Annotated in this window: 27 protein-coding genes; 21 read left to right on the plus strand and 6 right to left on the minus strand. The window is 53.7% G+C overall.

The window, feature by feature from the left end; genetic code table 11:
- Positions 1 to 34: 34 nt before the first annotated feature.
- The gene (locus CIK78_RS05170; protein WP_096277877.1) at positions 35 to 1,057 is read left to right on the plus strand and encodes a nucleoid-associated protein; all 1,023 of its coding nucleotides are present in this window, start codon (positions 35 to 37) and stop codon (positions 1,055 to 1,057) included.
- Between the two features lie 36 nt (positions 1,058 to 1,093).
- Complete coding sequence (locus tag CIK78_RS05175; RefSeq protein ID WP_096277880.1) at positions 1,094 to 1,546, plus strand: TerB family tellurite resistance protein; 453 nt, start codon at positions 1,094 to 1,096, stop codon at positions 1,544 to 1,546.
- Positions 1,547 to 1,549: 3 nt separating this feature from the next.
- Here CIK78_RS05175 and CIK78_RS05180 read toward each other — a convergent pair whose 3' ends face one another.
- On the minus strand, positions 1,550 to 2,566 hold the full coding sequence (locus CIK78_RS05180; protein WP_096282271.1) for a serine hydrolase: 1,017 nt from the start codon (positions 2,564 to 2,566) through the stop codon (positions 1,550 to 1,552).
- A gap of 437 nt (positions 2,567 to 3,003) precedes the next feature.
- The gene (locus CIK78_RS05185; protein ID WP_096277882.1) at positions 3,004 to 3,336 is read right to left on the minus strand and encodes a hypothetical protein; all 333 of its coding nucleotides are present in this window, start codon (positions 3,334 to 3,336) and stop codon (positions 3,004 to 3,006) included.
- Positions 3,337 to 3,732: 396 nt separating this feature from the next.
- Here CIK78_RS05185 and CIK78_RS05195 point away from each other — a divergent pair, with 396 nt between their 5' ends.
- From CIK78_RS05195 to CIK78_RS05270, 16 genes are all read left to right on the plus strand, one after another.
- Positions 3,733 to 4,503, plus strand: a complete 771-nt coding sequence (locus CIK78_RS05195; RefSeq protein WP_096277887.1) for an amino acid ABC transporter substrate-binding protein — start codon at positions 3,733 to 3,735, stop codon at positions 4,501 to 4,503.
- 105 nt (positions 4,504 to 4,608) lie between these two features.
- The gene (locus tag CIK78_RS05200; RefSeq protein WP_096277889.1) at positions 4,609 to 5,277 is read left to right on the plus strand and encodes an amino acid ABC transporter permease; all 669 of its coding nucleotides are present in this window, start codon (positions 4,609 to 4,611) and stop codon (positions 5,275 to 5,277) included.
- A complete protein-coding gene (locus CIK78_RS05205) occupies positions 5,274 to 6,029 on the plus strand; it encodes an amino acid ABC transporter ATP-binding protein (protein WP_096277891.1) in 756 nt (251 codons plus the stop codon). The genes CIK78_RS05200 and CIK78_RS05205 overlap by 4 nt, the downstream gene beginning before the upstream one ends.
- A gap of 29 nt (positions 6,030 to 6,058) precedes the next feature.
- Positions 6,059 to 6,838, plus strand: a complete 780-nt coding sequence (gene cysQ, locus CIK78_RS05210) for a 3'(2'),5'-bisphosphate nucleotidase CysQ (RefSeq protein ID WP_096277893.1) — start codon at positions 6,059 to 6,061, stop codon at positions 6,836 to 6,838.
- Positions 6,839 to 7,121: 283 nt separating this feature from the next.
- Complete coding sequence (gene rpsT / locus CIK78_RS05215; RefSeq protein ID WP_008959243.1) at positions 7,122 to 7,388, plus strand: 30S ribosomal protein S20; 267 nt, start codon at positions 7,122 to 7,124, stop codon at positions 7,386 to 7,388.
- 109 nt (positions 7,389 to 7,497) lie between these two features.
- The gene (gene murJ / locus CIK78_RS05220; RefSeq protein WP_176483364.1) at positions 7,498 to 9,081 is read left to right on the plus strand and encodes a murein biosynthesis integral membrane protein MurJ; all 1,584 of its coding nucleotides are present in this window, start codon (positions 7,498 to 7,500) and stop codon (positions 9,079 to 9,081) included.
- Positions 9,082 to 9,163: 82 nt separating this feature from the next.
- Complete coding sequence (gene ribF, locus CIK78_RS05225) at positions 9,164 to 10,273, plus strand: bifunctional riboflavin kinase/FAD synthetase (protein WP_096277895.1); 1,110 nt, start codon at positions 9,164 to 9,166, stop codon at positions 10,271 to 10,273.
- Positions 10,257 to 13,115, plus strand: coding sequence for an isoleucine--tRNA ligase (gene ileS, locus CIK78_RS05230; protein ID WP_096277897.1), 2,859 nt, complete (start codon positions 10,257 to 10,259; stop codon positions 13,113 to 13,115). Before ribF ends, ileS begins: the two co-directional genes overlap by 17 nt.
- Entirely contained in the window at positions 13,108 to 13,659 is a 552-nt protein-coding gene (lspA, locus tag CIK78_RS05235; RefSeq protein WP_096277899.1) for a signal peptidase II, read from the plus strand. The genes ileS and lspA overlap by 8 nt, the downstream gene beginning before the upstream one ends.
- A 19-nt stretch (positions 13,660 to 13,678) precedes the next feature.
- On the plus strand, positions 13,679 to 14,125 hold the full coding sequence (gene fkpB, locus CIK78_RS05240; protein WP_096277902.1) for an FKBP-type peptidyl-prolyl cis-trans isomerase: 447 nt from the start codon (positions 13,679 to 13,681) through the stop codon (positions 14,123 to 14,125).
- A gap of 78 nt (positions 14,126 to 14,203) precedes the next feature.
- Positions 14,204 to 15,199, plus strand: coding sequence for a 4-hydroxy-3-methylbut-2-enyl diphosphate reductase (gene ispH / locus CIK78_RS05245; RefSeq protein ID WP_096277904.1), 996 nt, complete (start codon positions 14,204 to 14,206; stop codon positions 15,197 to 15,199).
- A gap of 170 nt (positions 15,200 to 15,369) precedes the next feature.
- Positions 15,370 to 15,765 carry a type IV pilin protein gene (locus CIK78_RS05250; protein ID WP_096277906.1) on the plus strand — a complete coding sequence of 132 codons (396 nt, stop codon included), beginning with the start codon at positions 15,370 to 15,372 and terminating at the stop codon, positions 15,763 to 15,765.
- Positions 15,752 to 16,201: a type IV pilus modification protein PilV gene (gene pilV / locus CIK78_RS05255; protein WP_096277908.1), complete on the plus strand. Its 450-nt coding sequence runs from the start codon at positions 15,752 to 15,754 to the stop codon at positions 16,199 to 16,201. Before CIK78_RS05250 ends, pilV begins: the two co-directional genes overlap by 14 nt.
- Positions 16,198 to 16,683, plus strand: a complete 486-nt coding sequence (locus tag CIK78_RS05260) for a prepilin-type N-terminal cleavage/methylation domain-containing protein (protein WP_096277910.1) — start codon at positions 16,198 to 16,200, stop codon at positions 16,681 to 16,683. The genes pilV and CIK78_RS05260 overlap by 4 nt, the downstream gene beginning before the upstream one ends.
- Positions 16,680 to 17,114, plus strand: a complete 435-nt coding sequence (locus CIK78_RS05265) for a hypothetical protein (RefSeq protein ID WP_096277912.1) — start codon at positions 16,680 to 16,682, stop codon at positions 17,112 to 17,114. The genes CIK78_RS05260 and CIK78_RS05265 overlap by 4 nt, the downstream gene beginning before the upstream one ends.
- Before the next feature lie 93 nt (positions 17,115 to 17,207).
- Positions 17,208 to 18,230: a tryptophan--tRNA ligase gene (locus tag CIK78_RS05270; protein WP_096277914.1), complete on the plus strand. Its 1,023-nt coding sequence runs from the start codon at positions 17,208 to 17,210 to the stop codon at positions 18,228 to 18,230.
- A gap of 298 nt (positions 18,231 to 18,528) precedes the next feature.
- On the opposite strand, the gene CIK78_RS05275 is transcribed toward CIK78_RS05270, so the two are convergent.
- Positions 18,529 to 19,002, minus strand: coding sequence for a DMT family transporter (locus CIK78_RS05275; protein WP_096277916.1), 474 nt, complete (start codon positions 19,000 to 19,002; stop codon positions 18,529 to 18,531).
- A gap of 11 nt (positions 19,003 to 19,013) precedes the next feature.
- Positions 19,014 to 20,411, minus strand: coding sequence for an amidohydrolase family protein (locus CIK78_RS05280; RefSeq protein ID WP_096282273.1), 1,398 nt, complete (start codon positions 20,409 to 20,411; stop codon positions 19,014 to 19,016).
- Between the two features lie 136 nt (positions 20,412 to 20,547).
- Between CIK78_RS05280 and CIK78_RS05285 the strand changes: the two genes are divergently transcribed.
- Positions 20,548 to 21,453, plus strand: a complete 906-nt coding sequence (locus CIK78_RS05285) for a LysR family transcriptional regulator (RefSeq protein ID WP_096277918.1) — start codon at positions 20,548 to 20,550, stop codon at positions 21,451 to 21,453.
- A gap of 9 nt (positions 21,454 to 21,462) precedes the next feature.
- Here CIK78_RS05285 and CIK78_RS05290 read toward each other — a convergent pair whose 3' ends face one another.
- A complete protein-coding gene (locus tag CIK78_RS05290) occupies positions 21,463 to 22,653 on the minus strand; it encodes an MFS transporter (protein ID WP_096277920.1) in 1,191 nt (396 codons plus the stop codon).
- Between the two features lie 88 nt (positions 22,654 to 22,741).
- Here CIK78_RS05290 and CIK78_RS05295 point away from each other — a divergent pair, with 88 nt between their 5' ends.
- On the plus strand, positions 22,742 to 23,536 hold the full coding sequence (locus CIK78_RS05295; protein ID WP_096277922.1) for a helix-turn-helix transcriptional regulator: 795 nt from the start codon (positions 22,742 to 22,744) through the stop codon (positions 23,534 to 23,536).
- A gap of 372 nt (positions 23,537 to 23,908) precedes the next feature.
- Here CIK78_RS05295 and CIK78_RS05300 read toward each other — a convergent pair whose 3' ends face one another.
- A complete protein-coding gene (locus tag CIK78_RS05300; protein ID WP_096277924.1) occupies positions 23,909 to 24,427 on the minus strand; it encodes an Hcp family type VI secretion system effector in 519 nt (172 codons plus the stop codon).
- A 659-nt stretch (positions 24,428 to 25,086) separates the two neighbouring features.
- Here CIK78_RS05300 and tssB point away from each other — a divergent pair.
- On the plus strand, positions 25,087 to 25,590 hold the full coding sequence (gene tssB / locus CIK78_RS05305) for a type VI secretion system contractile sheath small subunit (RefSeq protein ID WP_096277926.1): 504 nt from the start codon (positions 25,087 to 25,089) through the stop codon (positions 25,588 to 25,590).
- Positions 25,591 to 25,600 lie beyond the last annotated feature (10 nt).

The following is a 25,600-nucleotide window of genomic DNA, read 5'->3' on the forward strand; positions in this document are numbered from 1 at the left end:
CCAACTTTTAACCCTTGGACACTGATAAACCCCTATGCCGCTACTGCAAAGTATTGTGCACCGCCTTGACCCGACGCTAGACGGTGAGCGCTTAACCTTGACCGCCGCGCCGGGTACTTCAGAGCCGAATGCTTCAGAGCCCGGTGACGATCCGGTGATGACGAGCCTGGTAGGTGCGCTCAATGACACCTACAACACCAAGCCCAAGGGCTGGGGGCGCTTCGCGGAAGAGGGCGAGCAGGCGGGGCCGCTGGCCATGTGGCTGCGCGACTACTTAGCCGGCGAGAAAAGCTTTGCTGAGCTTTCCGTTTCATTAGCTGAGCGGCTGGCCAAGCAGCTTCAAGAGCAGCTGTCAGTCAGTGGCTATTTAGTGGTCAGCCATCAGCGCCAGGGCGATACGGAAACTCTGCTTGTTGCGTTAGTGCACCAGCGCGAAGGCATTGGCATTAATCCTCAGCATCACGCAGTGCCTGCCGCACAGCTCAATACTAGCCAGCTCACGCTAGCTGCGCGCATTAACCTTACCCAGTGGCAAAGCGATGCGCCCAACGCGCAGTACGTCTCGTTCTTGAAAGACCGTGGCGGTAAAAAACTGGCTGAAGGCTTGATCGCGTTGCTAGGCATGGAGGAAGGCATAGATTCTCCGGCTGAAACGCGCACGCTGCTTAAGGCGTTTAGCGACTACGTCGAAAAAGAAGATTTCGATGAAGAAGTCAGCCGTGAAAAAACCGATACGCTGGTGGACTACGCCAACGAGCAGCTGCGCCGCGGGGAACCGATGACGCTTGAAGAACTCTCAGGGCTCGTCAATGAGCAGCAGCCGAAAGCGTTTTACGAGCATATCCGCAACGCCGATTACGGGCTCTCGCCGGAGATTCCGCCCGATAAGCGCACCTTAAGCCAGTTCCGGCGCTTTACCGGCCGCTCGGGAGGCGTTTCAATCAGCTTTGACTCGCACCTTCTGGGTTCCAGCATTGAATACGACGCCGCTCAAGACCGCTTGATCATCAAGCAAGTGCCCAAGCAGTTAAGAGAGCAACTTACCAAGCAGGATTAAGGCAAAAAGGCCCTGTTGCTATCCAGGAGAACACCCATGCTGAATGCCATTAGTGATTTTTTCCAGCGCACCCTAGCGCAGCCAGAGCAGCGTGAAAATCACAGCCTAACGCTGGAGCTAGCCACGGCGGCACTGCTGTGTGAAATCGTGCGCGCGGACTACAACACCACCGATGAAGAGTTGGCCACCCTGCGCACTATGCTGTTGACTCGCTATCGGTTAAGCGAAAGCGCCGCAGAAGAGCTGATGACGATGGCCGAAGCGCAGGTGGAAGAGGCCGTTGATCATTACCAGTTTGTCAGCCTGATTAAAGAGCACTATAACTACGACCAGCGCTGCGAGCTGGTCGCGCTTATGTGGCAGCTAGCTTGGGTTGACGGCAGCGTTGACCCGTTAGAAGAGCATCGGATTCGCCGCTTGGCAGCCTTACTGTACGTTAGCCACAGCGATTTTATTCGCACCAAGCTATTGGCGGAAGAAAGCCATTAACATTTATAGCGGTGATAAAAGAGTCTCGATCAGCCTATTCAACTGCTGCTGAAACTTCCCGCCCGGCGAGGGTGGGTTGGGGTCTGAGGTAATTACCACGGTCATCTCCCGTTCGGGAATTACGTAGAGCGCTTGGCCGCCGTAGCCGCGCCCGTAGTACACGTCTTCTCCTGCCAGCTGGGTAATAAACCAACCGAAGCCATAGCCGTCACCGGTCCAGGGGGACGAGCCGCGCGGCAGCCACGATGCAGCAACCCACCCTTCAGGCAGTACGCGCTGTGCATTGCCGCTTTCATCTAATACGATGCCGTCGTTGCGATATAGCTCACCTATCTCAATCAGCGCCCGCGGTGAAAGCTGCATATCGTTGCCGCCAAAATAGATGCCCTGCGGATCACGTAACCAGGGGCGAATATCGATATTGAGTGGATCACCCAGCAAGCGCTGAGCAAGGGCATGAGTGGTCTCGCCGCTGGCATGGGTGAGGGCTGCTGAAAGTAAGTGGCTGGTGCCGGTTGAATAGAGCATTTGCCCGCCGGGTTCATCAACGAACGGGCGTGTGATCGCATCGTTCACCCAGTTGGGGCTAGCGACCCAGGCGCTATAGTTGCTTCCCGATGTGCTCTCTAGCCCAGCCTGCTGGGCAAGCAAATGCGCCACGCTGATCTCGTTAACCCGTGGGTCAAGGCCGTTAGGAAGATGTTCGCCAAACAGCTCAACGATTGGCTGCTCAACGGATTCGATAACGCCCGCCTCAATCGCCGCACTGGTAATGGCCGCAAGCACCGTTTTAGATAGCGATTTAATGTTGGCAGGCGAGGCCACGCCCGGCCCATCTTGGTGAAGCTCATGGACAATATCGCCTTCGTAAGCCACCACGACGTTATGCACGCGGTTCAGTGCAGCGGCCTGCTGATCAAGCGCCTGAAGAGCATTGGCGGAAGGTTCATTGGCGGCGGCACTAAAGGTAGGAAATAACCACATAACGGCGAGCGAAATCGGCAAAACATGAACGCGCATTGCAATACCTTTGGTGTAGAGAATACAGGTTTGAGCAACCAGGCGGGATGGAGGTTCCGAATCTGCCATTAAACGTTGGGACAGATCCTTTTTAGTGGTCTGTCTCTTATGGTCAGGCGCTGTGCTGGTCAATGCGGAGCCACGCTTACAAGCAAATTTTGGGCCCCGAAACGCGTCAATATTACGCAAAAGGGTCAAAAGCCTGCTAGGATATGGGTGCTAGCTCAAGGGTGAGCAACCCTTTGATTTTCTCTAAAACGCACTAAGCAAGGAGCGCCCTATGCGTAATATTATCTATATCATCGGTCTTATCGTGGTAGTTCTGTTCATTCTTTCGATGCTTGGTCTGCGTTAATACCATGACAAAAAAGCCCGCCGGTTTTATACCGACGGGCTTTTTTTATGCGCTGCGTTCAGGTGTTTCTATCTGCGAGCTGCTAGGCGCAGTCAGCGGCGCCTTGCCCAAACATATCAAACATCAGCTCGCGGCCAAGGTGGGTTAGTACAAAGCGGCCATACTCGTTGAACGTAGCGGCTTCGCTGGTTTCCATCACCTGTTGGCAGGTTGCCCAAGTAGGGGCCGCGGCGCTAAGCGCTAGCAGCTCACGGCGGGCTAAGCCGCGCTGGGGCAGGGTAATGGTTTCTAACACATGGCCATGGTCGTAGAGCAGCTCGGCGGCAATCGATAAACACTGGCGAAGGCTACGCTGTACATGCGCAAGAGGCACGGGTGCTTTTATTAGCTCGGCAGGCATAAGTAGTGAAGGCATCAAATGATCTCCTGCAGTCAGCCCAAGGTGGGCCTGTTGCAGTGCATTATAGACCAAGGTCTAAGTCTGGCCAATGTCTAGATCGGGGCAATGTCTGTTGTGGAGTGGCCTATGACAAAGAATAGACGTTGGCCAGAGTAGGCAAGAGCAGGGCATTTGCTCTCACTAACCTTAACCTGCGGGATTGAAAATAGTGATTGCTGGAAAGGCGAAAGCTTAGCGGCGGTGGGCCTGCTATCAGCCGCTATTGTGAGAGAGTCGTTTGATAAGGTCGCGTCGGGCACTATATTCATAAAAAGAATAAAAAGAAGATTTAATATTCCTTTGTTCGTTTTTGTTTGAGCGAGTAAGATAATCTTCATTAGCCTTTTACCACTTAAGTAAGGAAGCAACGTTATGCGGTTAACTCGCCAGTTTAGTCTTACCCTTGCGGCACTCTCGCTTAGCCTTGCAGGTGGTTTGTTTGCCGCTTCAGCCCAGGCTGATACGCTGCGCGTGGGCATGTCCGGGGGCTATTTCCCGTTCACCTACGTTGAGCAAGACGAGCTTAAAGGCTTTGAGGTTGATGTCATGAACGCGGTGGGTGAGCTTTCCGGTGACGACATTGAGTTCGTTACTGCAAGCTTCTCTGGCTTGGCGGGCATGTTGGAGTCTGGGCGTATCGATACGATTGCCAACCAGATCACCATTACCCCTGAACGTGAAGCCAAGTACGTATTTACCGCGCCCTATGTGTATGACGGGGCACAGGTGGTTGTGAAGGCGGGCAATGACGCCATTGAAGGCGTTGAAGATTTATCCGGCAAAAGTGTCGCGGTGAACCTAGGCTCTAACTACGAGCAGCTGCTGCGCGAACAGCCCAATGCCGATGAAATCGACATTCGCACCTACGAGTCTAACGTTGAACAGGATGTGGCCTTGGGCCGTGTTGATGCCTTCGTGATGGATCGTGTGAGTGCATCGCAGGTCATTAGCGAGCGCGGTTTGCCGCTGATGCTGGCGGGCCAGCCGTTTACCACTATCGAAAACGCGCTGCCGTTCCGCGATGACGAAGCGGGTCGTGAGCAGCGTGATCGTGTTGATGCGGCGTTGTCAGAACTGCGTGAAAACGGAGCGCTACGTGAAATATCTGAAAAGTGGTTTGATACGGATATCACTCAGCCGTAACGCTTGGCCTAACCTGTTGAACGCGGCCGTGGCATTGCCACGGCCGTTTGCTTATCAGCGAAGTAGCGATGTTTACTTATATGTTTATTGATACGTTTAACTATCATGCTTAACCTTGAATATATGTGGGGGCTGCTGCCGGTTCTGCTGCGCTATTTGCCGCTCACCCTTCAAATGGCGACCATCGCAATGTTCTTTGCGCTGATTTTGGCATGCCTGCTGGCGGTCGTGCGCGTGTCAAAAGTGCCGGTGCTAAACGGGTTTTCAATGCTGTTTATCTCGTTTTTCCGCGGTACGCCGCTGCTCGTTCAGCTGTTTTTGTTCTACTACGGCCTGCCTCAGTTGGTTGAAGCGTTGGTGTCGATTAATGGCGTAACGGCGGCGGTATTGGGAATCACGCTACACTTTTCTGCTTACATGGCCGAGTCCATTCGTGCCGCGATTGTGGGAATAGACCGCAGCCAAACCGAAGCGGCGCTTTCTATTGGCATGACCCAGCCGCAGCTGATGCGGCGGATTATTTTGCCGCAGGCCACCCGCGTAGCCACTCCCACGCTGATGAACTACTTCATCGATATGATTAAAGCGACCTCGCTGGCGTTTACACTGGGTGTCACTGAGCTGATGGGCGCGACGCAAAAAGAGGCGGCGGGCAGCTTTTTGTATTTAGAGGCGTTCTTGCTAGTGGCGCTTATCTATTGGGCGGTGGTGGAAGTGCTTTCCTGGGGGCAGCGCCGTTTAGAGACGTATCTGAATAAGGCCTACCAACGATGATTTCGCTGCAAGGCATTACTAAGCGCTTTGGCGCCCATACGGTGTTTCAAGATGTCGATTTAAGTCTTTCGCAAGGCGAGATTATCGTGATCATTGGCCCTTCGGGTACCGGTAAGTCAACGCTACTGCGCTGTATTAACTTCCTTGAACGGCCGGACTCAGGTCGCCTGCAGGTGGGTGACCTGAGTATCGATACCCAGCGCGCCAGCCGGGCAGATATTCTTGCCCTGCGCCGTCGTACGGCATTCGTGTTTCAGAGCTACGGCCTGTTTGCGAATAAAACCGCGCTTGAGAACATCAGCGAAGGCATGATCGTGGTGGATAAGCTGCCCAAAGCGAAGGCGTATGCGCGGGCCAGGGAAATTCTAGAGCGAATCGGCCTAGCTGATAAAGCAGATGCTTACCCGGCTTCGCTTTCCGGCGGCCAGCAGCAGCGGGTAGGCATTGGCCGGGCCATGGCGGCCAATGCCGATGTGATTCTGTTTGATGAGCCTACCTCGTCCCTCGACCCGCAGTGGGTAGAGGAAGTGTTGAGTCTGATGAAGCAGCTGGCGGTTGAGCGCCAAACGATGATCGTCGTGACCCACGAAATGCAGTTCGCTAGAGAAGTCGCCGACCGCGTGGTGTTCATGGACGACGGCGGTATCGTTGAACAAGGTCCGCCTGAAACGTTATTCACTGCGCCCAAAGATGAGCGAACGCGGCACTTTTTGCGCAAAATTTTAGCTCCCTCGGGGCAGGCTGCGCCGTAAGCGCTGAACGTATATTGTCTGAGAATGAAATGCCGACACTGACCAAAGTGTTACTTAAAAGCGTTGAGCAGCTGGCTGTTGAGGCGGGCGCGGCGATTATGCAGGTGTATCGCCGTGAGTTTGCCGTTGAGCTTAAGGCTGACCATAGCCCGCTAACCGAGGCGGATAAAGCCGCGCATGTGATTATCGTGCGAGGCTTACAGGCGTTGACGCCTGACGTGCCGGTACTTTCAGAAGAAGACACTCAGCGCTTTGAAGGCGCTAACGCCGAGGGGTTTTATTGGCTGGTGGACCCGCTGGATGGCACTAAAGAATTTATTAAGCGCAACGATGAGTTCACCGTCAATATAGCGCTAATTGAGCGCGGGCAGCCGGTGTTGGGCGTGGTGGTGGCGCCGGCTTTATCGCGCACTTATGTGGCCGCCAGCGGCCTAGGCGCATTTAAAATTGTTGAAGACGGGCAATATGTGGCGATTAATACCGCCCCCGCGCCGCAAGTAGGGCAGCCATGGCGCGTGCTGGGAAGCCGCTCGCACCCTGATCCGCGGATGTCGAACTGGTTAGCGGCGCTTGGGAAGCACAGCGTTCAGCCCATGGGTAGCTCGCTGAAGTCATGCTTGATCGCGGAAGGTCGCGCCGATGTTTACCCGCGTTTTGGGCCAACCAGCCTGTGGGATACGGCCGCCGCCCAGGCGATTGTTGAACAGGCAGGCGGGCGCGTGGTGACATTGGAAGGAAAGCCCTTGTGCTACGCGGATTCGGCGCAAGTGTTGAATCCTGATTTTGTAGTGTGGGGAAGTTCTGCCTAGTGCTGTGTGGCTCTGTTTGGTGTGGAATGCTCTACTTTACCTTCGCTGACGTATTGACAACCGCTAGCAAGCACGCGTAGCGCGTGATAGACTACGCCATCCTGTTAGGCAAGAATTTTGAAAAGATAGTGCTAAACAACTGTCTTTTATGATTTTTGCAGGATTATTTTTTCAGGATTAGTTTTGTAGGGTGAAACGTCGCGCTGTGATAGCGCAGCCGACGAATACATATTTAATTTCGTTGCCGCTTATCGGCAACCTTTATTCTCCAAGGAGATACCCTGTGGCGAACAGCAAGCAAGCACGCAAGCGCGCCCGCCAGGCCGAGAACCGTCGCGTCCTGAAATCCAGCCAGCGCAGCATGGTCCGCACCTACATCAAGCGTGTAGTGAAAGCGATCAGCACCGGCGACCACGCTAAGGCAATGGAAGAGTTCAAGGCCATGCAGCCGGTCGTTGACCGTATTGCAGACAAAGACGTGCTGTCTAAGAAGAAAGCAGCTCGCCTGAAGAGCCGTTTGAACAAGCGTATTAAAGCACTGGCGGCGTAAGCCGGCAGGCGCCATAAAAAACCGGCTGCGGCCGGTTTTTTTGTGTCTGAATGGTTTCTCTAGTTACGATTGCTAAATACGTTTTTTGGGCGGGTTTTCTGGATAGCTTATGACGGCGACAAAAACACCCAATACTTCCCCCGATGCCTCGTCAGCCCGCCGTGGGCTAATGCGCTCTGGCCTCGTGGTGAGTGCGATGACCATGCTGTCGAGGGTGATGGGGCTTGCGCGTGATGTGGTGGTCGCTACCCTTTTAGGGTCAGGCGGCGGCGCTGATGCATTTTTCGTCGCGTTTAAAATCCCTAATTTCCTACGCAGGCTGTTTGCAGAAGGGGCCTTCAACCAGGCCTTTGTGCCGGTGCTTTCAGAGTATTCCACTCAGCGTAATCGGGACGAAATTCGTGAACTGCTGAACGCCACTGCGGGCAGCTTAACCGCGATATTGGCGCTGATTACCGCCGTGGCGATGCTCTGCGCGCCGTGGCTCATTTGGGTGTTTGCCCCTGGCTTTGGGCGTGATCCTGAAAAGCTGGCGCTCACCGCAGATATGCTGCGGCTAACGTTCCCCTATTTACTGCTGATTTCGCTCACTGCGTTTTCCGGCAGCGTCATGAATACCTGGAATCGCTTTGCGGTGCCCGCTATTACGCCGGTGCTGCTTAATCTTTCGCTAATCGGCGCAGCGCTGTTCTTAATGCCGATGATGGAAGAGCCGGCCATGGCGCTGGCCTGGGGCGTGCTGATCGCCGGGGTTGCGCAGTTGGCTTTTCAAGTACCGTTTTTACTGCGCTTAGGGCTGATGCCGACGCCGTGGCCCAATTTTGCCCACGAAGGTGTGCGGCGGATTCTAAAGCTGATGGGCCCGGCGCTGTTTGGGGTGTCGGTATCGCAAATTAATTTATTGCTGGATACCGTGTTGGCCTCATTGCTGGCCGCAGGCAGCGTGTCGTGGCTTTATTATTCAGATCGCCTCGTTGAACTACCGCTGGGCGTTTTCGGGGTGGCGATTGGTACGGTGATCTTGCCCGCGCTGTCGAAACGCCATGCCGACCAGTCTAAAGAGCACTTTGCAGCGATGCTCGATTGGGCTATTCGCATTGTATTGTTGTTAGGCTTGCCGGCCGCGCTGGCGTTGGCGGTGTTGGCGGAGCCGCTGCTGATTACGCTATTTCATTATGGCGCGATGACCGACAATGACATTCAAATGGCGGCCATGAGCCTGCGGGCGTACGCCTTCGGCCTAGTCGCGTTTATGCTGATTAAAGTGCTGGCGCCGGGGTTTTTCGCCCGCCAAGATACGCGCACCCCGGTGAAGGTAGGTATTATTGCCATGGTCGCTAATATGGCCCTGAATCTGGTGCTGATTTGGCCGCTGGCTCATGCCGGGCTGGCGCTAGCGACGGCACTTTCTGCGTTCCTAAATGCTGGCTTGCTGGGCTATTTGCTGCATAAACAGGGTGTGTTGGTCTTTCAGCCCGGCTGGAAACGCTACGCTGTGCAGCTAGTGGGCGGCAGTGCGCTAATGAGCGGGGCGCTCTATTTTGTTGCTCCTGACTGGCAGGCGTGGCTGACCTTTAGCCTTTGGCAGCGGATAGCCTGGGTGAGCGGGTTAGTAATGTTGGGTGGCTCGCTTTACGCTGCGTGGCTGGCAGCATTTGGCCTGCGTTTTCGCCATCTTAAAATGCAATCGTGAGACTGCGCGCTAGCGGGTGTATTTGTTACACGGCGTGTTCGTTATAATCAGAGGCTTTATGTCCTCTAACGGCTGAGGTGCCATGCGCGTCATTCGAGGTCTGCACAACTTAAAAGCGGCTCATCGTGGCTGCGTTGCAACGATCGGAAACTTCGATGGGGTGCATCGCGGCCATCAAGCCATTCTGCAGCAGTGCCGCGAGCATGCGGCGCGCTGGAATGTGCCGCTTACCGTGGTGGTGTTTGAACCCCAGCCGCGTGAGTTTTTTGCCGGTGATCAAGCGCCGCCACGTTTAACGCGGCTGCGTGAAAAGGTCCGCTTGCTGCGTGATTTCGGCGCCGAGCAGGTGTTGGTTCTGCCGTTTAACGAGGTGCTGCGCAGCCTGACCGGGCGTGAGTTTATCGATCAGGTGCTGATTGATGGGCTGGGTGTTAAGCATCTTGTGGTCGGTGATGACTTCCGCTTTGGCTGTGATCGTCTTGGTGATTTCGCACTGCTGGCAGAAGTTGGCCTCACCCAGGGCTTTGGCGTGGAGCACACCCGCACTTTCACCGTGGACGACGAGCGCGTTTCCAGTACGCGGGTAAGAACCTTGTTGGCCAGCGGCAATTTTTCCGCCGCTGCGCGCTTGCTTGGTCGGCCCTATTCGTTAGATGGCCGCGTGGTGCGCGACCAGCAGTTAGGCCGCACGATTGGCGTGCCGACCGCGAACCTGCCGCTTCTACCCCAGCCGTTAACGCTACGCGGTGTGTTTGCAGTCATCGTTGAGCTTGAAAATGGCCGGCGCTACCCGGCAGTCGCCAACGTAGGGTTTCGGCCCACGGTGGGGTCAAAACGGCCGACGCTAGAGGTACACCTGTTGGATTTTAGCGGTGACCTTTACGGCCAGCACATGACCGTTTTTCCCTGTACGCGCCTGCGCGGCGAGGTGAAGTTTGACGGCCTTGAGGCATTAAAAGCGCAAATTGAACGCGACCAGGCCCGCGCTCGCCAGTACTTCGCGGCGCCCCCGGGTGATCAAGGCAGCTCTGAACAAGACAGCTCTCTTCCGCTGGCCTCGGCTCCGCTTGAGCGTGAGGCTGCCGTTTCCATGACGACTGTTTCTAATACAACTGTTTCTAAGACAACTGCTTCCAAGACAATTTCTTCTGATTCTTCTTCGGCGGATGACGCCGATGCTACCAACGGCTGACCAGACCATGGATTATAAGCACACGCTGAATTTGCCTGAAACTGACTTTCCTATGCGCGGCATGCTGCCTAAGCAGGAGCCGGGGCGAGTTTCCCAGTGGCAGGATATGAATATTTACCAGCGCCTGCGGGAAGCACGTGCAGGCGCGCCGCTGTTTGTGCTTCACGATGGCCCTCCTTACGCCAATGGCAGTATCCATATTGGTCACGCCGTTAATAAGATTCTTAAAGACATTATCGTTAAGTCGAAAAACTTAGCCGGTTTCGATGCCCCCTATGTGCCGGGTTGGGATTGCCACGGCCTGCCCATTGAGCACAAGGTAGAAACGACCCACGGAAAGCATCTTGAACCGAGCCGAGCCCGTGAACTCTGCCGTGAGTACGCGGGTGCCCAAGTTGAAACGCAGCTGGCTGACTTTGTGCGCCTGGGCATTATCGGCGATTGGGATCACCCTTATCGCACCATGGATTACGCCAATGAAGCCGGCGAGATCCGTGCGCTAGCCGATATGGTGGAAGCGGGCTATGTGTTTAAAGGCCTGAAGCCGGTTAACTGGTGCTTTGACTGTGGCTCGGCGCTGGCGGAAGCAGAAGTGGAGTATGCGGATAAGAAATCGGATGCCATTGATGTGGCTTTTCCGGTGGAAGATACCGACAAGCTTGCCGCGGCCTTTGGTCTAAGCGAGCTTCCCAAGCCTACTGCTGTGGTCATCTGGACCACCACGCCGTGGACTATTCCCGCTAACCAGGCGCTGAACGTTCACCCTGAGTTCACCTATGCATTGGTTGATACCGGCGAGCGTTTGCTGCTGCTAGCAGAAGAGCTAGTGGCAAGCTGCCTAGAGCGCTTTGGCCTGGAAGGTGAGGTGATTGCCACCACGCAAGGCGCCAAGCTTGATCTGATCAATTTCCGCCATCCGTTCTATGACCGCCTGTCGCCGATTTATCTAGCGGATTACGTCGAGTCAGAGGTCGGCAGCACCGGTATTGTCCACTCTGCGCCGTCTTACGGTATGGATGACTTTGTCACCTGCCGCGAGCATGGCATGGAGTTCGACGACATGCTGAACCCGGTGCAGGGTAACGGCGTGTACGCTGACGACCTGCCGTTCTTCGGCGGCCAGATGATTTGGAAAGCCAACCCAAATATCATCGAGAAGCTGCGCGATGTTGATGCGCTGATGGCGCATACGCCGATCAAACATAGCTATATGCACTGCTGGCGCCATAAAACGCCGGTGATCTACCGCGCCACGGCGCAGTGGTTTGTGGGCATGGATATTCAAGGTAAAGACGGCAAAACCCTGCGCGAGAGCGCGTTGGAAGGCATTGCCGCCACGTCGTTTACCCCCGCCTGGGGGCAAGCGCGCTTGCACAGCATGATTGCTAACCGCCCAGACTGGTGTATCTCCCGCCAGCGTAACTGGGGCGTGCCTATTCCGTTTTTCCTTCACAAGCAAACGGGCGAGCTGCATCCGCGTACCGTTGAACTGATGGAAGAGGCGGCCAAGCGCGTTGAGCAAGAAGGAATCAACGCGTGGTTCCGTCTTGAGCCCGCTGAATTGCTGGGTGCTGAGGCCGCTGAGTACGATAAAGTCACCGACACACTCGATGTGTGGTTCGACTCCGGTACCACCCATCGCCACGTGCTGCGCGGCTCGCACCCGCACGGCCATGAGAGCGGCCCGCGCGCCGATCTGTATCTGGAAGGCTCTGATCAACACCGCGGCTGGTTCCATTCTTCGCTGCTCACCGGCTCGGCGATTGACGGCCATCCGCCATATCGTCAGCTGCTGACCCATGGTTTCACCGTGGATTCTCAGGGCCGTAAGCAGTCCAAGTCATTGGGCAACGTGGTCGCGCCTCAAGAAGTGATGGACAAGCTGGGCGGCGATATTCTGCGCCTGTGGGTCGCTTCTACCGATTATTCCGGTGAAATGGCCGTATCGGACGAAATTTTGAAGCGCACGTCAGACGTCTACCGTCGCATTCGTAACACCGCCCGCTTTCTGCTTTCAAACCTCAACGGGTTTGATCCTGAGCGTAATCAGGTGGCCTTTGGCGACATGCTGGCGCTAGACCAGTGGGTGGTCGATCGCGCCGCCCAGCTGCAGGTGCGCATTGAAAAAGCCTATGAAGAATATCGCTTTTTAGATGTTTACCAGCAGGTGCACGGCTTCTGCGCGCGTGAGCTAGGCGGCTTCTATCTCGACGTTATTAAAGATCGCCAGTACACCACGCAAACAGATTCGCTGGCACGTCGTAGTGCACAAACCGCGCTGTATCATGTCGTGGAAGCACTGAGCCGTTGGATTGCACCGATTCTCTCGTTCACTGCTGAAGAGATCCACGAGAACATCCCCGGTAAACGCGGCGATAGCGTGCTGCTTGAAACGTATTACACCGGCCTTGCCACTCTAGACGAAAGCGCTGACCTGGGTCGCGCCTTCTGGGAGCAGGTATTGGAAGTTAAGCACTCGGTGAATAAGTGCCTGGAAGATGCTCGTAATGCCAAAGTGATTAAGGGCAGCCTTGCCGCCGAGGTCACGCTGTATGTCAGCGATGAGCTGCAGGCGACGCTGGCCAAGCTGGGCGATGAGCTGCGCTTTGTGATGCTGACCAGCGATGTCACGCTCAAGCCTTTAGCAGACGCGAGTGATTCAGCGGAAGCAACCGAGCTTGATAGCTTGAAAGTCGCGGTTAGCACTAGCGAAAACACCAAGTGCGAGCGCTGCTGGCACCACCGTCCGGATGTCGGCACCCATGCCGATCACCCTGGTTTGTGCGGTCGCTGCATTAGCAACCTTCCCGAAGGCAAAGGCGAGATTCGTTACTATGCCTAATGCTGCCAATACGCCCAATGCTACCAATGCCAGTGAGCGGCCGCCCATGAAGCGGCCCTTGAGCTGGCTGTGGATCGCTGCGGCGGTGATCGTGCTCGATTTGCTCACCAAGTACGTGGCCAGCAGCCAGCTTGGCTACGCACAGCCGGTGGAGGTGCTGCCCTTTTTCAATCTCACTTTGCTGCATAACCCTGGGGCGGCGTTCAGCTTCTTAGCCACGCATCCGGGCTGGCAGCGCTGGTTTTTCGCCATTATTGCGGTTGGCGCCAGCGTCGCCCTAACGATATGGCTATCAAGAGTCAAAAACGATGAAAAGCTGCTGGTGATTGCGCTACCGCTGATTATTGGTGGTGCTTTAGGCAATCTGTACGATCGCCTCGTGCATGGCTATGTGGTTGATTTTCTCTCCTTTCATGTGGCGGGATGGTACTACCCGGCCTTTAACGTGGCGGATATTGGCATCACCCTGGGCGCAGTTGCACTAATCTGGGAATCTATCATGGGTGAGCGGCGGCGCAAGAAAGCGCACGCTGCTTCTCATTAATCGACTATTGAGAGCTGTAATGAGCGACTACCGTATCGATGATGGCATGGAAGTGACGCTACACTTCACCTTGAAGCTAGAAGATGGCACGCTGGTGGATTCGACCAAAGACAAAGCGCCGGCAACCTTTGAGTTTGGCGATGGAAACCTGCCGCCAGGCTTTGAGCACCCGATTAAAGGCTTAGGCGCCGGGCAGAACGGGAGTTTTCAAATTACCCCCGAACATGCGTTTGGCCAGCATAACTCGCAGAATATCCAGACGCTGAAGCGTGCCGACTTTGGTGATGAAGCGCCAGAAATAGGCATGGTGATGTCGTTTGCGGATAAAGCGGGAACGGAATTGCCTGGTGTGGTCAAAACTATCGACGGCGAGCGCATTGAGGTCGATTTTAATCATCCGCTAGCGGGCCGTACGCTCACGTTTGAAGTGGAAGTGCTGGACGTTAAGCCCGCCACCACGCACTAGGCTTACCATCACTAGGCCTACTAGCACTAGCGACGTTCTTATTCACTAAGCGATGCGCTTACGCATCAAGGCGCTACTATGCAATCGATGCAACCTATGCAACCGACGCCAGCACAGCCCATACAGATCAAATTGGCCAATCCACGTGGCTTTTGCGCCGGCGTGGATCGCGCAATCGATATCGTTAATCGCGCACTGGATGTCTTTGGCCCGCCTATCTATGTGCGTCACGAAGTCGTGCATAACCGGTTTGTGGTTGAAACGCTGCGCGCCCGTGGGGCTGTGTTTGTAGAAGAGCTGGATGAAGTGCCGGACGACGTCATCGTGATTTTCTCTGCCCACGGCGTGTCTCGCGCGGTTCAAGCAGACGCCGAACGGCGTGGCTTGAAGGTCTTTGATGCCACCTGCCCGCTGGTCACCAAAGTACACCTGGAAGTGCTGCGCTACGCTAAACGCGGTCAAGAGTGTGTGCTCATCGGCCACGAGGGCCACCCTGAAGTTGAAGGCACCATGGGGCGTTACGACACCTCCCTGGGTGGGCATATCTACTTGGTAGAAGATGAGGAAGACGTGGCTAAGCTTGACGTGCACGATCCTTCGCAGCTGGCTTTCGTGACTCAAACGACGCTTTCGATGGATGACACTGCCAAGGTCATTGCTGCGCTACGCGGCAAGTTTCCAGCGATCCAGGGGCCGCGTAATGACGATATCTGTTACGCCACTCAAAACCGTCAGGACGCCGTGCGTGAGCTAGCCGCCCAGAGTGATTTACTGCTGGTGGTGGGTAGCCCGAATAGCTCGAACTCAAACCGCTTGCGTGAGCTCTCAGAGCGCATGGGCACCCCGGCCTATCTGATCGACAATGCTGATCAAATTGATCCTCAGTGGCTTGAAAATGTAGCCCATGTTGGCGTTACCGCCGGTGCTAGTGCCCCTGAAGTATTGGTCAAAGGCGTTATTGCTAAGCTGCAAAGCCTCGGTGCTGCGGTGCCGGAAGAGCTGCAGGGGCGCGAAGAGACCATTACTTTCTCTATGCCTAAAGAGCTACGTGAAAAGGTCATTGTGAGCGGCTAGGCATCGTGTAGCAATCTGTGACATGCTAACTTTAATACGCTTTTTCAGTGCTGTTTTTAAGCACTATTTACTAAGCGCTGTTTTTTAAGAGCTATCGTTAGGTACTAATCTCTACGTGCTATATCCGCTCGCTAAGCCGTATGAGCGGATTGACCCAGGAGAAAAGTCGCATGTCCTATGCTCCTCATTCCTCCACTGGCCGTTTTCCGTTGAGCGGCCAGCTGGGTTTTACCTTGATTGAGCTAATGATGGTGGTCGCTATCATTGGCGTGATTGCGTCCATTGCCTATCCCAGCTATACCCGCTACGTGCAGCAATCAGTGCGCACGGATGCTCACGCTGGCCTAATGCAGGCAGCCTCTGAGCTTGAGCGCTGCTACTCGCGTACCTATTCCTATCATGACTGTGCCATTGGTGAGCTGTCTCCCGATCAGCACTATGCCATCGCGTTAACACCCCACGATAGCGGCTATATGCTAACCGCCAGCTCGTTTAAAGAAGACGGCTGCGCTGAAGATCTGCGCTTAAATGCACGTGGTGAAAGGTTGCCTAATGCGTGTTGGTGAGCCGAGCCAGCAGCGGGGCTTTAGCTTAATCGAAGCATTGATTGCGCTGGTGATTCTGTCCGTTGGCTTAATCGGCGTGGCGGCCATGCAGCTAAAGGCGCTACACAGCGCCACGACCGGCTATCAACATTCGATCGCTAATCTGGCCGCGGTGGACGCACAGGAACGGCTCTGGGCCCAGCTAGCAAGCGACGATGTCGATGGCTGTGCCAGTATTGATGTCGAAACAGACTGGAAGGCTCATTGGTTTGGTGGTAATGGATTGAACCCGCTGCGCGTCGCTGATGAATCAGCAACTGGCATACGGCGCTCTGGGTGTGAATTTACCATTGTGATTGCGTTGGCGAGTCGCGAAGGTGGCGCCGAATCAAACGCGCTGAACCATACGCTGACCTATACGCTTGGCCTGCCTGATCTAGCGGGAGGCGGACGATGACGAGCGGGCAAAGAGGCTTTACGCTTGTTGAAGTAATGGTGGCCATGGCGATTGGCACGGTCATTATTTTGGGCGCTGGCCAACTGTTTCTAACCACTTTCCAAACGTTTAGAGCCGTGGATGCCGTTAGCCGCAAGCAAGAGGCGTTAGTCTTTGCGGTGAATACCCTTACGCAAGCGGCGCGCAAAGGCAATATAGCGAATTACACCATAGCGCCCGATGAGCGTCGCACCGATGGCGGTACCCGCCACTACTGTGTGCTTCAAGATGAACGACAACATCAGCCCTTGGTTGATCTCGCCCAGGTCGACAGCGCGGCCGAGTGCCCGGCGCTTTACGAAGCCAATGCTGATGGTGTGTCGACGAGCGTAACGCTACTTGTCGGTGACTGTCGGGAAAGCACTAATGCAACGTGCGACCAGTTTACGCTGACGGTGAGTGAGCGTGACAGGGTGGCGGCCTTTTTGGAGGCTCGCTCATGAGACAGCAGCGGGGCGCGGCGTTGGTGATTGTTATGGCGCTATTCTCCGCTGCGCTGATGTTAGGTATGTCGGGCATGCAGGGCGCATTGATTGACGAGCGCTTAGCGGGTAACTACCGGGCAGTGGTGCAGGCCACGATGAACGCTGAGTCCGCTTACTCGAAAGCGCTAGAGGCAGCGTTCACACAAGATATGGATGCGCTAGATTGGGGGGCGAAAACGTACTCACGCAGCGCGATTGAAGAAATGACGTGGGATGATATTGTTCATCTCGGGCAGGTTAATGACCAATGCGCAACCGAAACGGCCGTGTGTTTCTATTTGCCGTTAATCGTTGATGATAGAAAGAGCCTCGTTGCGTTTGGCGCGCTATATGCAAATCAAGAAGGGCCGGTGGTGGTGAGCCATCCTTACTTTTTATTTCTTGAGTAAATGCCTGAATTTAGAGACTAACCGCAGTTGTCGCATCGCGATGTCGATGCACGTATCATATTGCCATGTACGTTCAACGACGAGCCAGAAATCATGAGTCAGTCTGCTAAAACCCGCGTTCTTACCGGTATTACTACCACCGGCACGCCCCATTTAGGCAACTACATTGGGGCGATCAAGCCTGCCATTGAGGCAAGCCAAGACCCCAACGTTCAATCGTTTTACTTTCTGGCTGATTACCATGCGTTGATCAAGTGCCCAGACCCGAAGCGTGTTCAGGAGTCACGGTTGGAGATTGCCGCGACCTGGCTGGCGCTGGGGTTAGATACTGACAATGCCATTTTCTATCGTCAGTCGGACATTCACGAAATCCCCGAGCTGATGTGGATGCTTTCCTGCGTATGCGCCAAGGGCCTGATGAACCGTGCCCATGCTTATAAAGCAGCGGTAGCAGAAAATGAAGAAGCGGAAAATCAAGATGCTGATAAAGGCATCACTATGGGGCTGTTTGGTTATCCCGTGCTGATGGCCGCGGATATTCTAATGTTCAACGCCAACAAGGTGCCGGTCGGGCGTGACCAAATTCAGCATATCGAAATGGCGCGTGATATCGCGGGGCGCTTTAATCACCTTTATAAAGGCCAGCACTTTGCCCTGCCTGACGCCGTCGTCGATGATAAGGTGCCGCTGCTGAATGGCTTAGATGGCCGTAAAATGTCCAAAAGCTACGATAATACGATTCCGCTGTTTGTCGCTGAGAAAAAGCTGCAAAAGCTGGTGCGTAAGATTAAGACCAATTCGCTAGAGCCGGGTGAGCCAAAAGACCCCGATAGCTGCACGCTATTCCAAATTTACTCAGCGTTCGCCACGTCAGCAGAGTCCGCTAGCCTGCGTGATCAGTACGCGGCAGGTATTGGCTGGGGCGATGCAAAAAATCAGGTGTTTGATTACTTGAACGCTCAGTTGAGCGCCCCACGTGAGCGCTATAACGAGCTAATGGCAGACCCTGCGCATATTGAGGCAGTGCTGCAAAAAGGCGCCGAGCGCGCCCGCGAAGAAGCCACGCAGACCATGGACCGTTTGCGTGCCGCTGTAGGTTTGGGGCGATTTGTTTAGACGCTGGGCCTTATGGCTTTCTAGCTGCTTTAGCATCTGGTGAAAAAAGCCCTTTCCAGCCGGTCGTATAGCCCTAAAGATATATAATCTAGATAATAGCCTCCTTCTTAGGGGGCTATTTTATGCTGGATATGGAGTGGCATAGTGAATTTGGCCATCTAATTAGAGAGGCTAATATGCACCAAGAAACAAATAGCTGGCAGTGGGCAACAAGACCAAAACGTAATTTCCGAACTGGCATACTGGCTAAAGCCAGTGGAATGCAGCGTAAAAAATCAGATTAGGCCGTTCGCAGCAATCAGTTGGGGAAAAGCGCTGATAATCTGTCACCGAACAGGGCGATGGCCAGTCCTACTAGCATCACTATCGACCCGCACAGCTTGATGAGGGAAACAGGCCGTTCATCGGCACCCATTAATCCAAAATGATCGATAAAAAGCGATGAAGTAATTTGCCCTGCGATAGCCAGCCCGAGTAGGGCTGACAGACCAATTTTGGGTGCAAGCACCACGTAACTAAGCAGTGCACTGGCCCCTAGCACGCCGCCTATCAGGCTCCACCAAGGCTGGGCAGGAATAGCGACTAGCGAGGTGACTATCCCGCCTCGCATGAGTGAAAAGAGACCCAGGCACACCGCGCCGGCAGTAAAAGAAAACAAAGCCGCAGCCACAGAGTCTCCTCCGATGCCTTTAGCCAACTGACCGTTCAACGTGGTCTGCAGGGTAATGCCTAGCCCGGCGAAGATGGCCAGCAGATAATATACTGAGTTCATCTCGCTTCTCCTTACTGAGCCGATTCAAGCGGCAAAAACGTCTCAGCAAAAATGTCAGGCTGATAGCCTGAGGCTGCGAAAAGATGCTCACGGGACTCGTCGACTGCGGCACGGAGTCGCTCGCTGTCCACTCCCACTACCTTGCCATCGCGCTTGACGATACGTCCGCCAATCATAACCGTATCAATATTGCTACGTTCTGCTGCATGTACCACCGTGCCGAATGCATTGCCTGATGGGTAAAGGTTGATGTCCTCAGCATTGATAAGAACAATGTCGGCCTGCTTACCTGGTGTCAGGCTACCAATTTTGTCCTGCAATCCAGCACAATACGCACCATCGACGGTCGCCGATTTAAGAAGCTGTGCGGCCGGGAGTGTTGTTAGCGCCTCTTTAAAGCCACAAGTATGCTGCTGATGCATGCCCATGACCCGCTGCAGGTAAAATGCCACGCGCATTTCCATAAACATGTCAGTGCTGTAAGACGTTTCATTGTCGACACTTAGCCCAGGATTGATGCCATGACGCTGCGCAGCCGGCATAGCGAACATGCCATCTTCTATGCCGTAGTGCGCATCTGAGCGCGGACATACGTTGACCCGCACACCCGCTTCACGCAAAATTTTCCAACCTTCATCAGGCAATGACGTGCAGTGATTAAAGATATTATCTGGGCCCAGAAGGCCTTGCTGATGCAGTGATTCAAGTTCAGACGCCATCAAAGAGCCAAAGAACTCAGTCACAATTGGTAGCCCTAATCGACGAGCCTCGGCCCACAACTCTGGCTCCAACTGAGCCATGACCCCAAGAGAAACAAGGCTGTCAGGGTTATTCTTAAAATACTTTTCCTGCAAGCGTTGCCAGTTACCTGGCCAGTGCGCTTCGTCCCACTCTCCGGCAACGGGCGCACCCGAGGCATGTATGGCGCGAATGCCCGTATCAAACAGGGCTTCAACGGCAGCATCGGAATGCTCAGCCGTACGGCTATTATGGGAATTGTCTATGACAGTGGTGATACCCGCGTCAATACAGCCTAAGGCCGTTAGCAGGTTGCCGATATAATTATCGGCAGGGCGATAGTATTTGGCAAAAGAGAAGTGCGTGGCATTGCTGTAGTCTTCCAGACATGTAGCATTCGGATTAAGTCGGCGTAGCTGCCCCTCCCAAGAGTGACGATGAGAATCAACCATGCCCGGTATGGCAATCATGCCTGCTGCATCGATAATGACGGCGTCACTGGCCTCAATATCTTCATCAATGGCTATGATGGTGCTGCCTTCGATAAGGATATCGGCGCTGACTAAATTGCCTATATCATCGTCCATACTAAGAACAGTAGCGCCACGGATAAGCGTCCGGGCCGTTAGCGAGTCATGGGCCTGTACTATATTTCGAATATAATCAGTCATCTGCATTTCACCTTTTTGAAATTCCATGAAGAAAAGATACGCAAAATGACTCCTCTGAAAAAGACGGCTAAACTGTTTTCATTATCCAGAAATCACGAACAATGATGGCCTCTGCTGTGGCTCATGGAAAAAGAATATGGATCGTATTCAGGCAATGCAGATTTTTGTCCGTGTAGCTGAGGCAGGGAGCTTTATTCACGCGGCGGAAACGCTGTCCTTACCGGCCTCGACGGTGAGTAGCACGATTAAAAGTCTTGAAAAATATTTACAGGTGCGCTTGCTGAACAGAACAACGCGGCGGGTCAGTCTGACGACTGAGGGTGCACAGTATTTGGCACAATGTCGCGAAATACTGAAACTGATTGAGCAGACAGAGTCTAGCCTGAGTGATTCGGTTAAACGGCCGCAGGGACGTTTGCGGGTTGATATGCCTGGCGGCATTGCACATTTTGTCGTCATGCCCAATCTGAAAGCCTTTTACAGGCGGTATCCAGATATCTATCTGATGATAGGCGTCAACGATCGGCAGGTCGATCTCGTTCAGGAGGGCGTAGATTGCGTTATTCGGACTGGGGAACTCAATGACTCAACGCTCGTCGCGCGATCGCTCGGCCGATTTCGCTGGGTGACGTGTGCTTCTCCGGCCTATCTCACAGAGAAGGGTATTCCGCAGACTCCAGAAGACTTGGCACAGCACCAAGCCGTCCACTATTTTTCAGGACACGCCAGGCGAGCGGGTGAAATGAGCTTTGCCAGTGGCACTGAAAAAATGTCAGTTTCGGTCAGCGGCGCTGCGGCCGCCAATGAGACAGGACTCTACATAAAAATGTGTCTTGAAGGGTTAGGGCTGGCACAGCTTGCTGAGGAAGTGGTATCAGATCATCTGGAAGAAGGCCGGCTGATTGAAGTTCTGGCGGACTGGCAGCCCGCCTCCGTGCCGGTCAACTTGCTCTATCCACATCAGCGTTTTCTCTCGCCAGCCGTGAGCGCATTTGCTGATTGGATCACCGAGCTTGTCCGCGATGGTAATTCGGCAATCTAAAGTGCCGATTCAGTTCGACGATGAACCAGGTTCAAGTTGGACATTTCGCCCGGCCATCATGCCGGTGAATGCGCCGGCAATGGCGATTGCTGCGGTTGTTAACAACGGCGCTGTCCAGCCGCCGGTCCAGTCGTGCAGTTGACCGAGCAGCAGGGGGCCAGCTGCTGCCATCAGGTAACCCACACACTGCGCCATTCCTGACAGCGCCGCCGTGTCGCCAGCATTTTTTGTGCGCAGCCCGATGAACGTCAGGCCGAGCATCATGCTAGCGCCAGAGCCAAAGCCCAAAAGCGCGGCCCATAACATGGCTAGGTTTGGCGCATAAATAAGTCCGATCAGGGATATGGCAACCAGCAGACTGGTCGTTACGGCCGCTAGCTTCTGGTCTTTCAGGCGGCGAAGCGTGGCTGCTAATATCAAGCCCGGAATTGCCGTAGCGAGTTGAAGCGTTCCGTGCACCGATCCTGCTTGTGTGGCCGATATGCCATGGTCTATCAGAATAGTAGGCAGCCAGCCTACAGCGACATAAAAAGGCATCGCATTCAGGCCCATGCACAGTGTGACCTGCCATGCCAGAGGCGATTTCCAGACGGCCACGGTTGCTGATTTTTTTGGACCGGACAGGTTCACCGGGTCGTGTTTTTTCAGCTGAGGCAGCCACAAAACCAGCGCAAACAGCGGAACTGCAACTAACAAGCTCAGAGCAATAGGCCACCCCCACGCCTGCGTCAGGGGAATGATCACGGCTGACCCCACCGCGCCCGATGCTCCCATCGTAATGGCGTAAGCGCCGGTCATGGAGGCCATGTTCTTTGAGAAGTCACGCTTAATCAGGCCAGGCAGTAAAACGTTGCCTAGGGCGATCCCCGTGCCTATCAGTATCGTACCGGCGTACAACGCCCAGGCGCTTCCTGCGGAACGCAGCAGAATACCCAGCGAAATGACTACTAGTGCGCCAAACAGGGTGCGCTCGATTCCGAACTTGTGGGCTACAGATGCACTCAGCGGGGAAAAGGCAGCAAATGCAAGCAAAGGCAGTGAAGTAAGCAGGCCCAGAGCGGAGTTGCTCAGTCCAAAATCATTCTGGATTAGCGGTAGAACCGGCGCTATGCCGGTAAACGGAACCCGCAGGTTGGCGGCAATAAACAGAATGCCCACTACGAGTGCAACGGCATGCCATTTGTTTTTTGTGTCTAACATATTCGCTAACTCTTCTCATAAAAAAGAAGAACTGTAGAGAATAGAACGCTCATATAATATAGAGATTATGACACCTGATAACTAAATTATGCCAAATTTCAAAAAAGGCGTTTCATCGCCGGAAGATTTCGATTCAGATGTGTTTGCTCAGGCAGCGATTGCCCTCAAGGTCGCGCCCGAACTGAATCATTCAGGTATTAGCCCGCATGATCACCGTAAAGGCCAGCTGATCTTATCCTTGCGCGGTGCGGTGAGCTGTGAGGTACAGAACGCACTGTGGCTCGTTCCTCCCCAGCATGCGGTATGGATACCCGGCGGCACCCCTCACAGTTGCCGAGTTACCCAAAACGCCCGCACCTGTTTCCTATTTGTTGAGCCTGACGCGGCAGTTATGCCTGAAGCATGTTGTACGGTTGCCATCACGCCCCTTGTCCGGGAGCTGATCCTGCATCTTGCTGAACAGGAGCTTACTTACCTTTCCGAGGGCAAAACAGCGCGGCTGGTTGCGGTGCTTCTCGAACAGCTTTCTGACGCGCCGGTTAAAGAGCTGCACCTGCCAATATCAGACCACCCGAAAATCAGACAAATTGCAGATACGCTCTTTGCAGACCCCGGCGACCGTACAACGCTTCGCCAGTGGGCCGCCCGGCTTGCAACCAGCGAGCGATCGCTGGCGAGACTAGTGCAAAGCACTACCGGACTGAGCTTCGGACGCTGGCGTCAGCAGTTGCATCTGATGATCGCACTGAGCCATCTGGCAGAGGGCGCCTCTGTGCAAAGTGTGGCCGGCACTCTGGGGTATGACTCTGTGAATGCATTCATCACGATGTTCAAGAAAGCGCTAGGCAAATCGCCTACACAATATTTTTCCACTCTGCGTTAATGCCCTGCTGTTCGATACTGGCCGAAAGCTGAAGTAAGAAGATAGAAGTGTGAACCCTTTGTTTAGCATCAGTAAGGAAACAGCTGTGCTTTAGACTAGATCTTGTCTTCCTCCGACAGAGGTACGGGGCGGTATAGCACGCAGGCACAATCTTGGTTAGCAAACCAAGATGGCAACAACAGCCAAGGTAGCTTTTTATTTTTTACACGCTGCGTAAAAAAACATCCCATGAATATGATATTCATGGGATGTGCAGCCCGGTATTCAGAGAATTACATAGAAATTACTATATTCTCCAAATGGAAGGGGCTTTTTTACAACATGCACTGTGCTTTGACACGCGGCTTTGCAGGTTCGTTTTAACGGTTCTGCTTAGCCTTCAATCGGAGCGCGCCAGTCGTCAGAACCGGAGGTGCCGGCAACGGTGTGTTCCCAATCGATTTTGCGGTAAGCCAATGACACATCCATCAACTGAGTAAATTCAGATTTGTTGATGTCCTGGGCATGTGGCATGCGCAGGTTGATGTCAACGATCGTGGCATCGGTCAATGTTGTGGTGAAGAAGTGTTCCTGCTTACCTTCAACAGACGTGCGGTACCAGTTGAGAGCTACGTTAGGCAGCATTTCCCCAGACGCAAGAGCGTTGTACATCAACGGTACTGATTTGTTGAGAGCAACGGTAAAGATAAAAGGTTTATGAGCGCGCTGGCCGGAAGGCTGACCAGACTGCGGGTCAGTCGGTACGGTAACCACATGCTTGAACTCTTGAACCAGCATCTCGTCTTCGTGGCCTTCAACATAAATGTTGCCGACAGAGTCCGGTGTAAAGGCACCAGCGGTAATGTTGCCCTGAGTTTGGCCCTCAATGCTGATATAACATGGTGTTGGCATGGTCTGCTCCTTGACTGAGATATAGAAAGAAATGTCACGCTGACTCAATATATAAAGCAAGGGTCATGCCGTTTATAATTTAATCAATAATTTCAATAGTTTATTTATAATTATATTAATTGTTAATTATTATTAGGCAAAATATTGCCTATTTTAAGCAACTCTTTGCTTGCTTGGCAACGAATTGCTCATTCATCTTTGGTTATAATTTTAGACTATTTTTTATAGTAATTTATGAGTGCTTTTGGTTTCATTGAGTAACGTAGATATTCAAAACGTGGTGCATATTTTCTTTTATTCAATCTCTGATCAGCTTAATCATTAAGGCGCTATTCATTTTAGCCGCCTCATTTGTGCGTGATTTCAGTCAATAACCTTAAGAGATTGCCGACAGAGTTTGTAAGAGATATCTTACAAATTATGATTAGCAAATGAATGTTAATTACTATTTTGATAATTTGCAGCCTAACTTCTTAAAATGTGTCGCTAACGTGGCGTAAATCCTATTTTGATGACTGAGTGCTTAACGGTTCTTAGGCAGCTGGGGTGTTATAGGTAGAGAAGCCGTGATTGGTGCATGTCCAAGCAATTAGTTACCGTCCCTAGATTGAGAACTATTAACAGTTACATTGATACATTTCTCTCCAGGGCTAAATTCCATGGCTAAGCAAGGAACCGTTGCGCCGAAAGAGCGCATCAATATCAAGTATGTGCCAGCTACCGGTGACCAGCAGTCCGAAACGGAACTGCCGCTCAAGCTAATGGTGGTGGGTGATTTTAAAGGCGGGGAGGAAGAAACCCCTATTGAAGAGCGCCAGGCCGTCTCTGTTGATAAAAGCAACTTCCAATCGGTCATGCGTGAGGCGGGGCTGAGTTTACAAACCGCGGTGCCTAACCGGCTCGATGAAGGTGATGAAGCGAACGATATCGCTGTCAATCTTGATTTCAAATCACTCGAAGATTTTTCGCCTGACGCAGTCGCAAAGCAGGTGCCTGAATTACGCAAGCTCGTTGAATTGCGCGAAGCGCTGGTTGCCTTGAAAGGGCCGCTGGGGAACGTGCCTGCTTTTCGTGATCGGCTGCAGAAGCTGCTGGAAAACGACGAAGCGCGCCAGCAGCTGTTAAACGAGCTGCACTTGCTGGATGCCGATAAGGATAAATAAATCTTAGGTA

Source organism: Halomonas sp. JB37 (assembly GCF_002332255.1).
Taxonomy (GTDB): domain Bacteria; phylum Pseudomonadota; class Gammaproteobacteria; order Pseudomonadales; family Halomonadaceae; genus Vreelandella; species Vreelandella casei.

Bases quoted from the DNA above. Each gene is read 5' to 3' on its own strand.
- lspA (WP_096277899.1), top strand. From the start codon at position 13,108: ATGCCTAATGCTGCCAATACGCCCAATGCTACCAATGCCAGTGAGCGG.
- pilV (WP_096277908.1), top strand. From the start codon at position 15,752: ATGCGTGTTGGTGAGCCGAGCCAGCAGCGGGGCTTTAGCTTAATCGAA.
- ribF (WP_096277895.1), top strand. From the start codon at position 9,164: ATGCGCGTCATTCGAGGTCTGCACAACTTAAAAGCGGCTCATCGTGGC.
- CIK78_RS05200 (WP_096277889.1), top strand. From the start codon at position 4,609: ATGCTTAACCTTGAATATATGTGGGGGCTGCTGCCGGTTCTGCTGCGC.
- CIK78_RS05300 (WP_096277924.1), bottom strand. From the start codon at position 24,427: ATGCCAACACCATGTTATATCAGCATTGAGGGCCAAACTCAGGGCAAC.
- CIK78_RS05205 (WP_096277891.1), top strand. From the start codon at position 5,274: ATGATTTCGCTGCAAGGCATTACTAAGCGCTTTGGCGCCCATACGGTG.
- CIK78_RS05195 (WP_096277887.1), top strand. From the start codon at position 3,733: ATGCGGTTAACTCGCCAGTTTAGTCTTACCCTTGCGGCACTCTCGCTT.
- CIK78_RS05180 (WP_096282271.1), bottom strand. From the start codon at position 2,566: ATGCGCGTTCATGTTTTGCCGATTTCGCTCGCCGTTATGTGGTTATTT.
- cysQ (WP_096277893.1), top strand. From the start codon at position 6,059: ATGCCGACACTGACCAAAGTGTTACTTAAAAGCGTTGAGCAGCTGGCT.
- ispH (WP_096277904.1), top strand. From the start codon at position 14,204: ATGCAATCGATGCAACCTATGCAACCGACGCCAGCACAGCCCATACAG.
- CIK78_RS05175 (WP_096277880.1), top strand. From the start codon at position 1,094: ATGCTGAATGCCATTAGTGATTTTTTCCAGCGCACCCTAGCGCAGCCA.
- CIK78_RS05280 (WP_096282273.1), bottom strand. From the start codon at position 20,411: ATGACTGATTATATTCGAAATATAGTACAGGCCCATGACTCGCTAACG.
- CIK78_RS05290 (WP_096277920.1), bottom strand. From the start codon at position 22,653: ATGTTAGACACAAAAAACAAATGGCATGCCGTTGCACTCGTAGTGGGC.
- CIK78_RS05250 (WP_096277906.1), top strand. From the start codon at position 15,370: ATGTCCTATGCTCCTCATTCCTCCACTGGCCGTTTTCCGTTGAGCGGC.
- CIK78_RS05270 (WP_096277914.1), top strand. From the start codon at position 17,208: ATGAGTCAGTCTGCTAAAACCCGCGTTCTTACCGGTATTACTACCACC.
- ileS (WP_096277897.1), top strand. From the start codon at position 10,257: ATGCTACCAACGGCTGACCAGACCATGGATTATAAGCACACGCTGAAT.
- CIK78_RS05185 (WP_096277882.1), bottom strand. From the start codon at position 3,336: ATGCCTTCACTACTTATGCCTGCCGAGCTAATAAAAGCACCCGTGCCT.
- fkpB (WP_096277902.1), top strand. From the start codon at position 13,679: ATGAGCGACTACCGTATCGATGATGGCATGGAAGTGACGCTACACTTC.
- CIK78_RS05285 (WP_096277918.1), top strand. From the start codon at position 20,548: ATGGATCGTATTCAGGCAATGCAGATTTTTGTCCGTGTAGCTGAGGCA.
- CIK78_RS05295 (WP_096277922.1), top strand. From the start codon at position 22,742: ATGCCAAATTTCAAAAAAGGCGTTTCATCGCCGGAAGATTTCGATTCA.
- CIK78_RS05265 (WP_096277912.1), top strand. From the start codon at position 16,680: ATGAGACAGCAGCGGGGCGCGGCGTTGGTGATTGTTATGGCGCTATTC.
- CIK78_RS05260 (WP_096277910.1), top strand. From the start codon at position 16,198: ATGACGAGCGGGCAAAGAGGCTTTACGCTTGTTGAAGTAATGGTGGCC.
- murJ (WP_176483364.1), top strand. From the start codon at position 7,498: ATGACGGCGACAAAAACACCCAATACTTCCCCCGATGCCTCGTCAGCC.
- CIK78_RS05275 (WP_096277916.1), bottom strand. From the start codon at position 19,002: ATGAACTCAGTATATTATCTGCTGGCCATCTTCGCCGGGCTAGGCATT.
- CIK78_RS05170 (WP_096277877.1), top strand. From the start codon at position 35: ATGCCGCTACTGCAAAGTATTGTGCACCGCCTTGACCCGACGCTAGAC.
- tssB (WP_096277926.1), top strand. From the start codon at position 25,087: ATGGCTAAGCAAGGAACCGTTGCGCCGAAAGAGCGCATCAATATCAAG.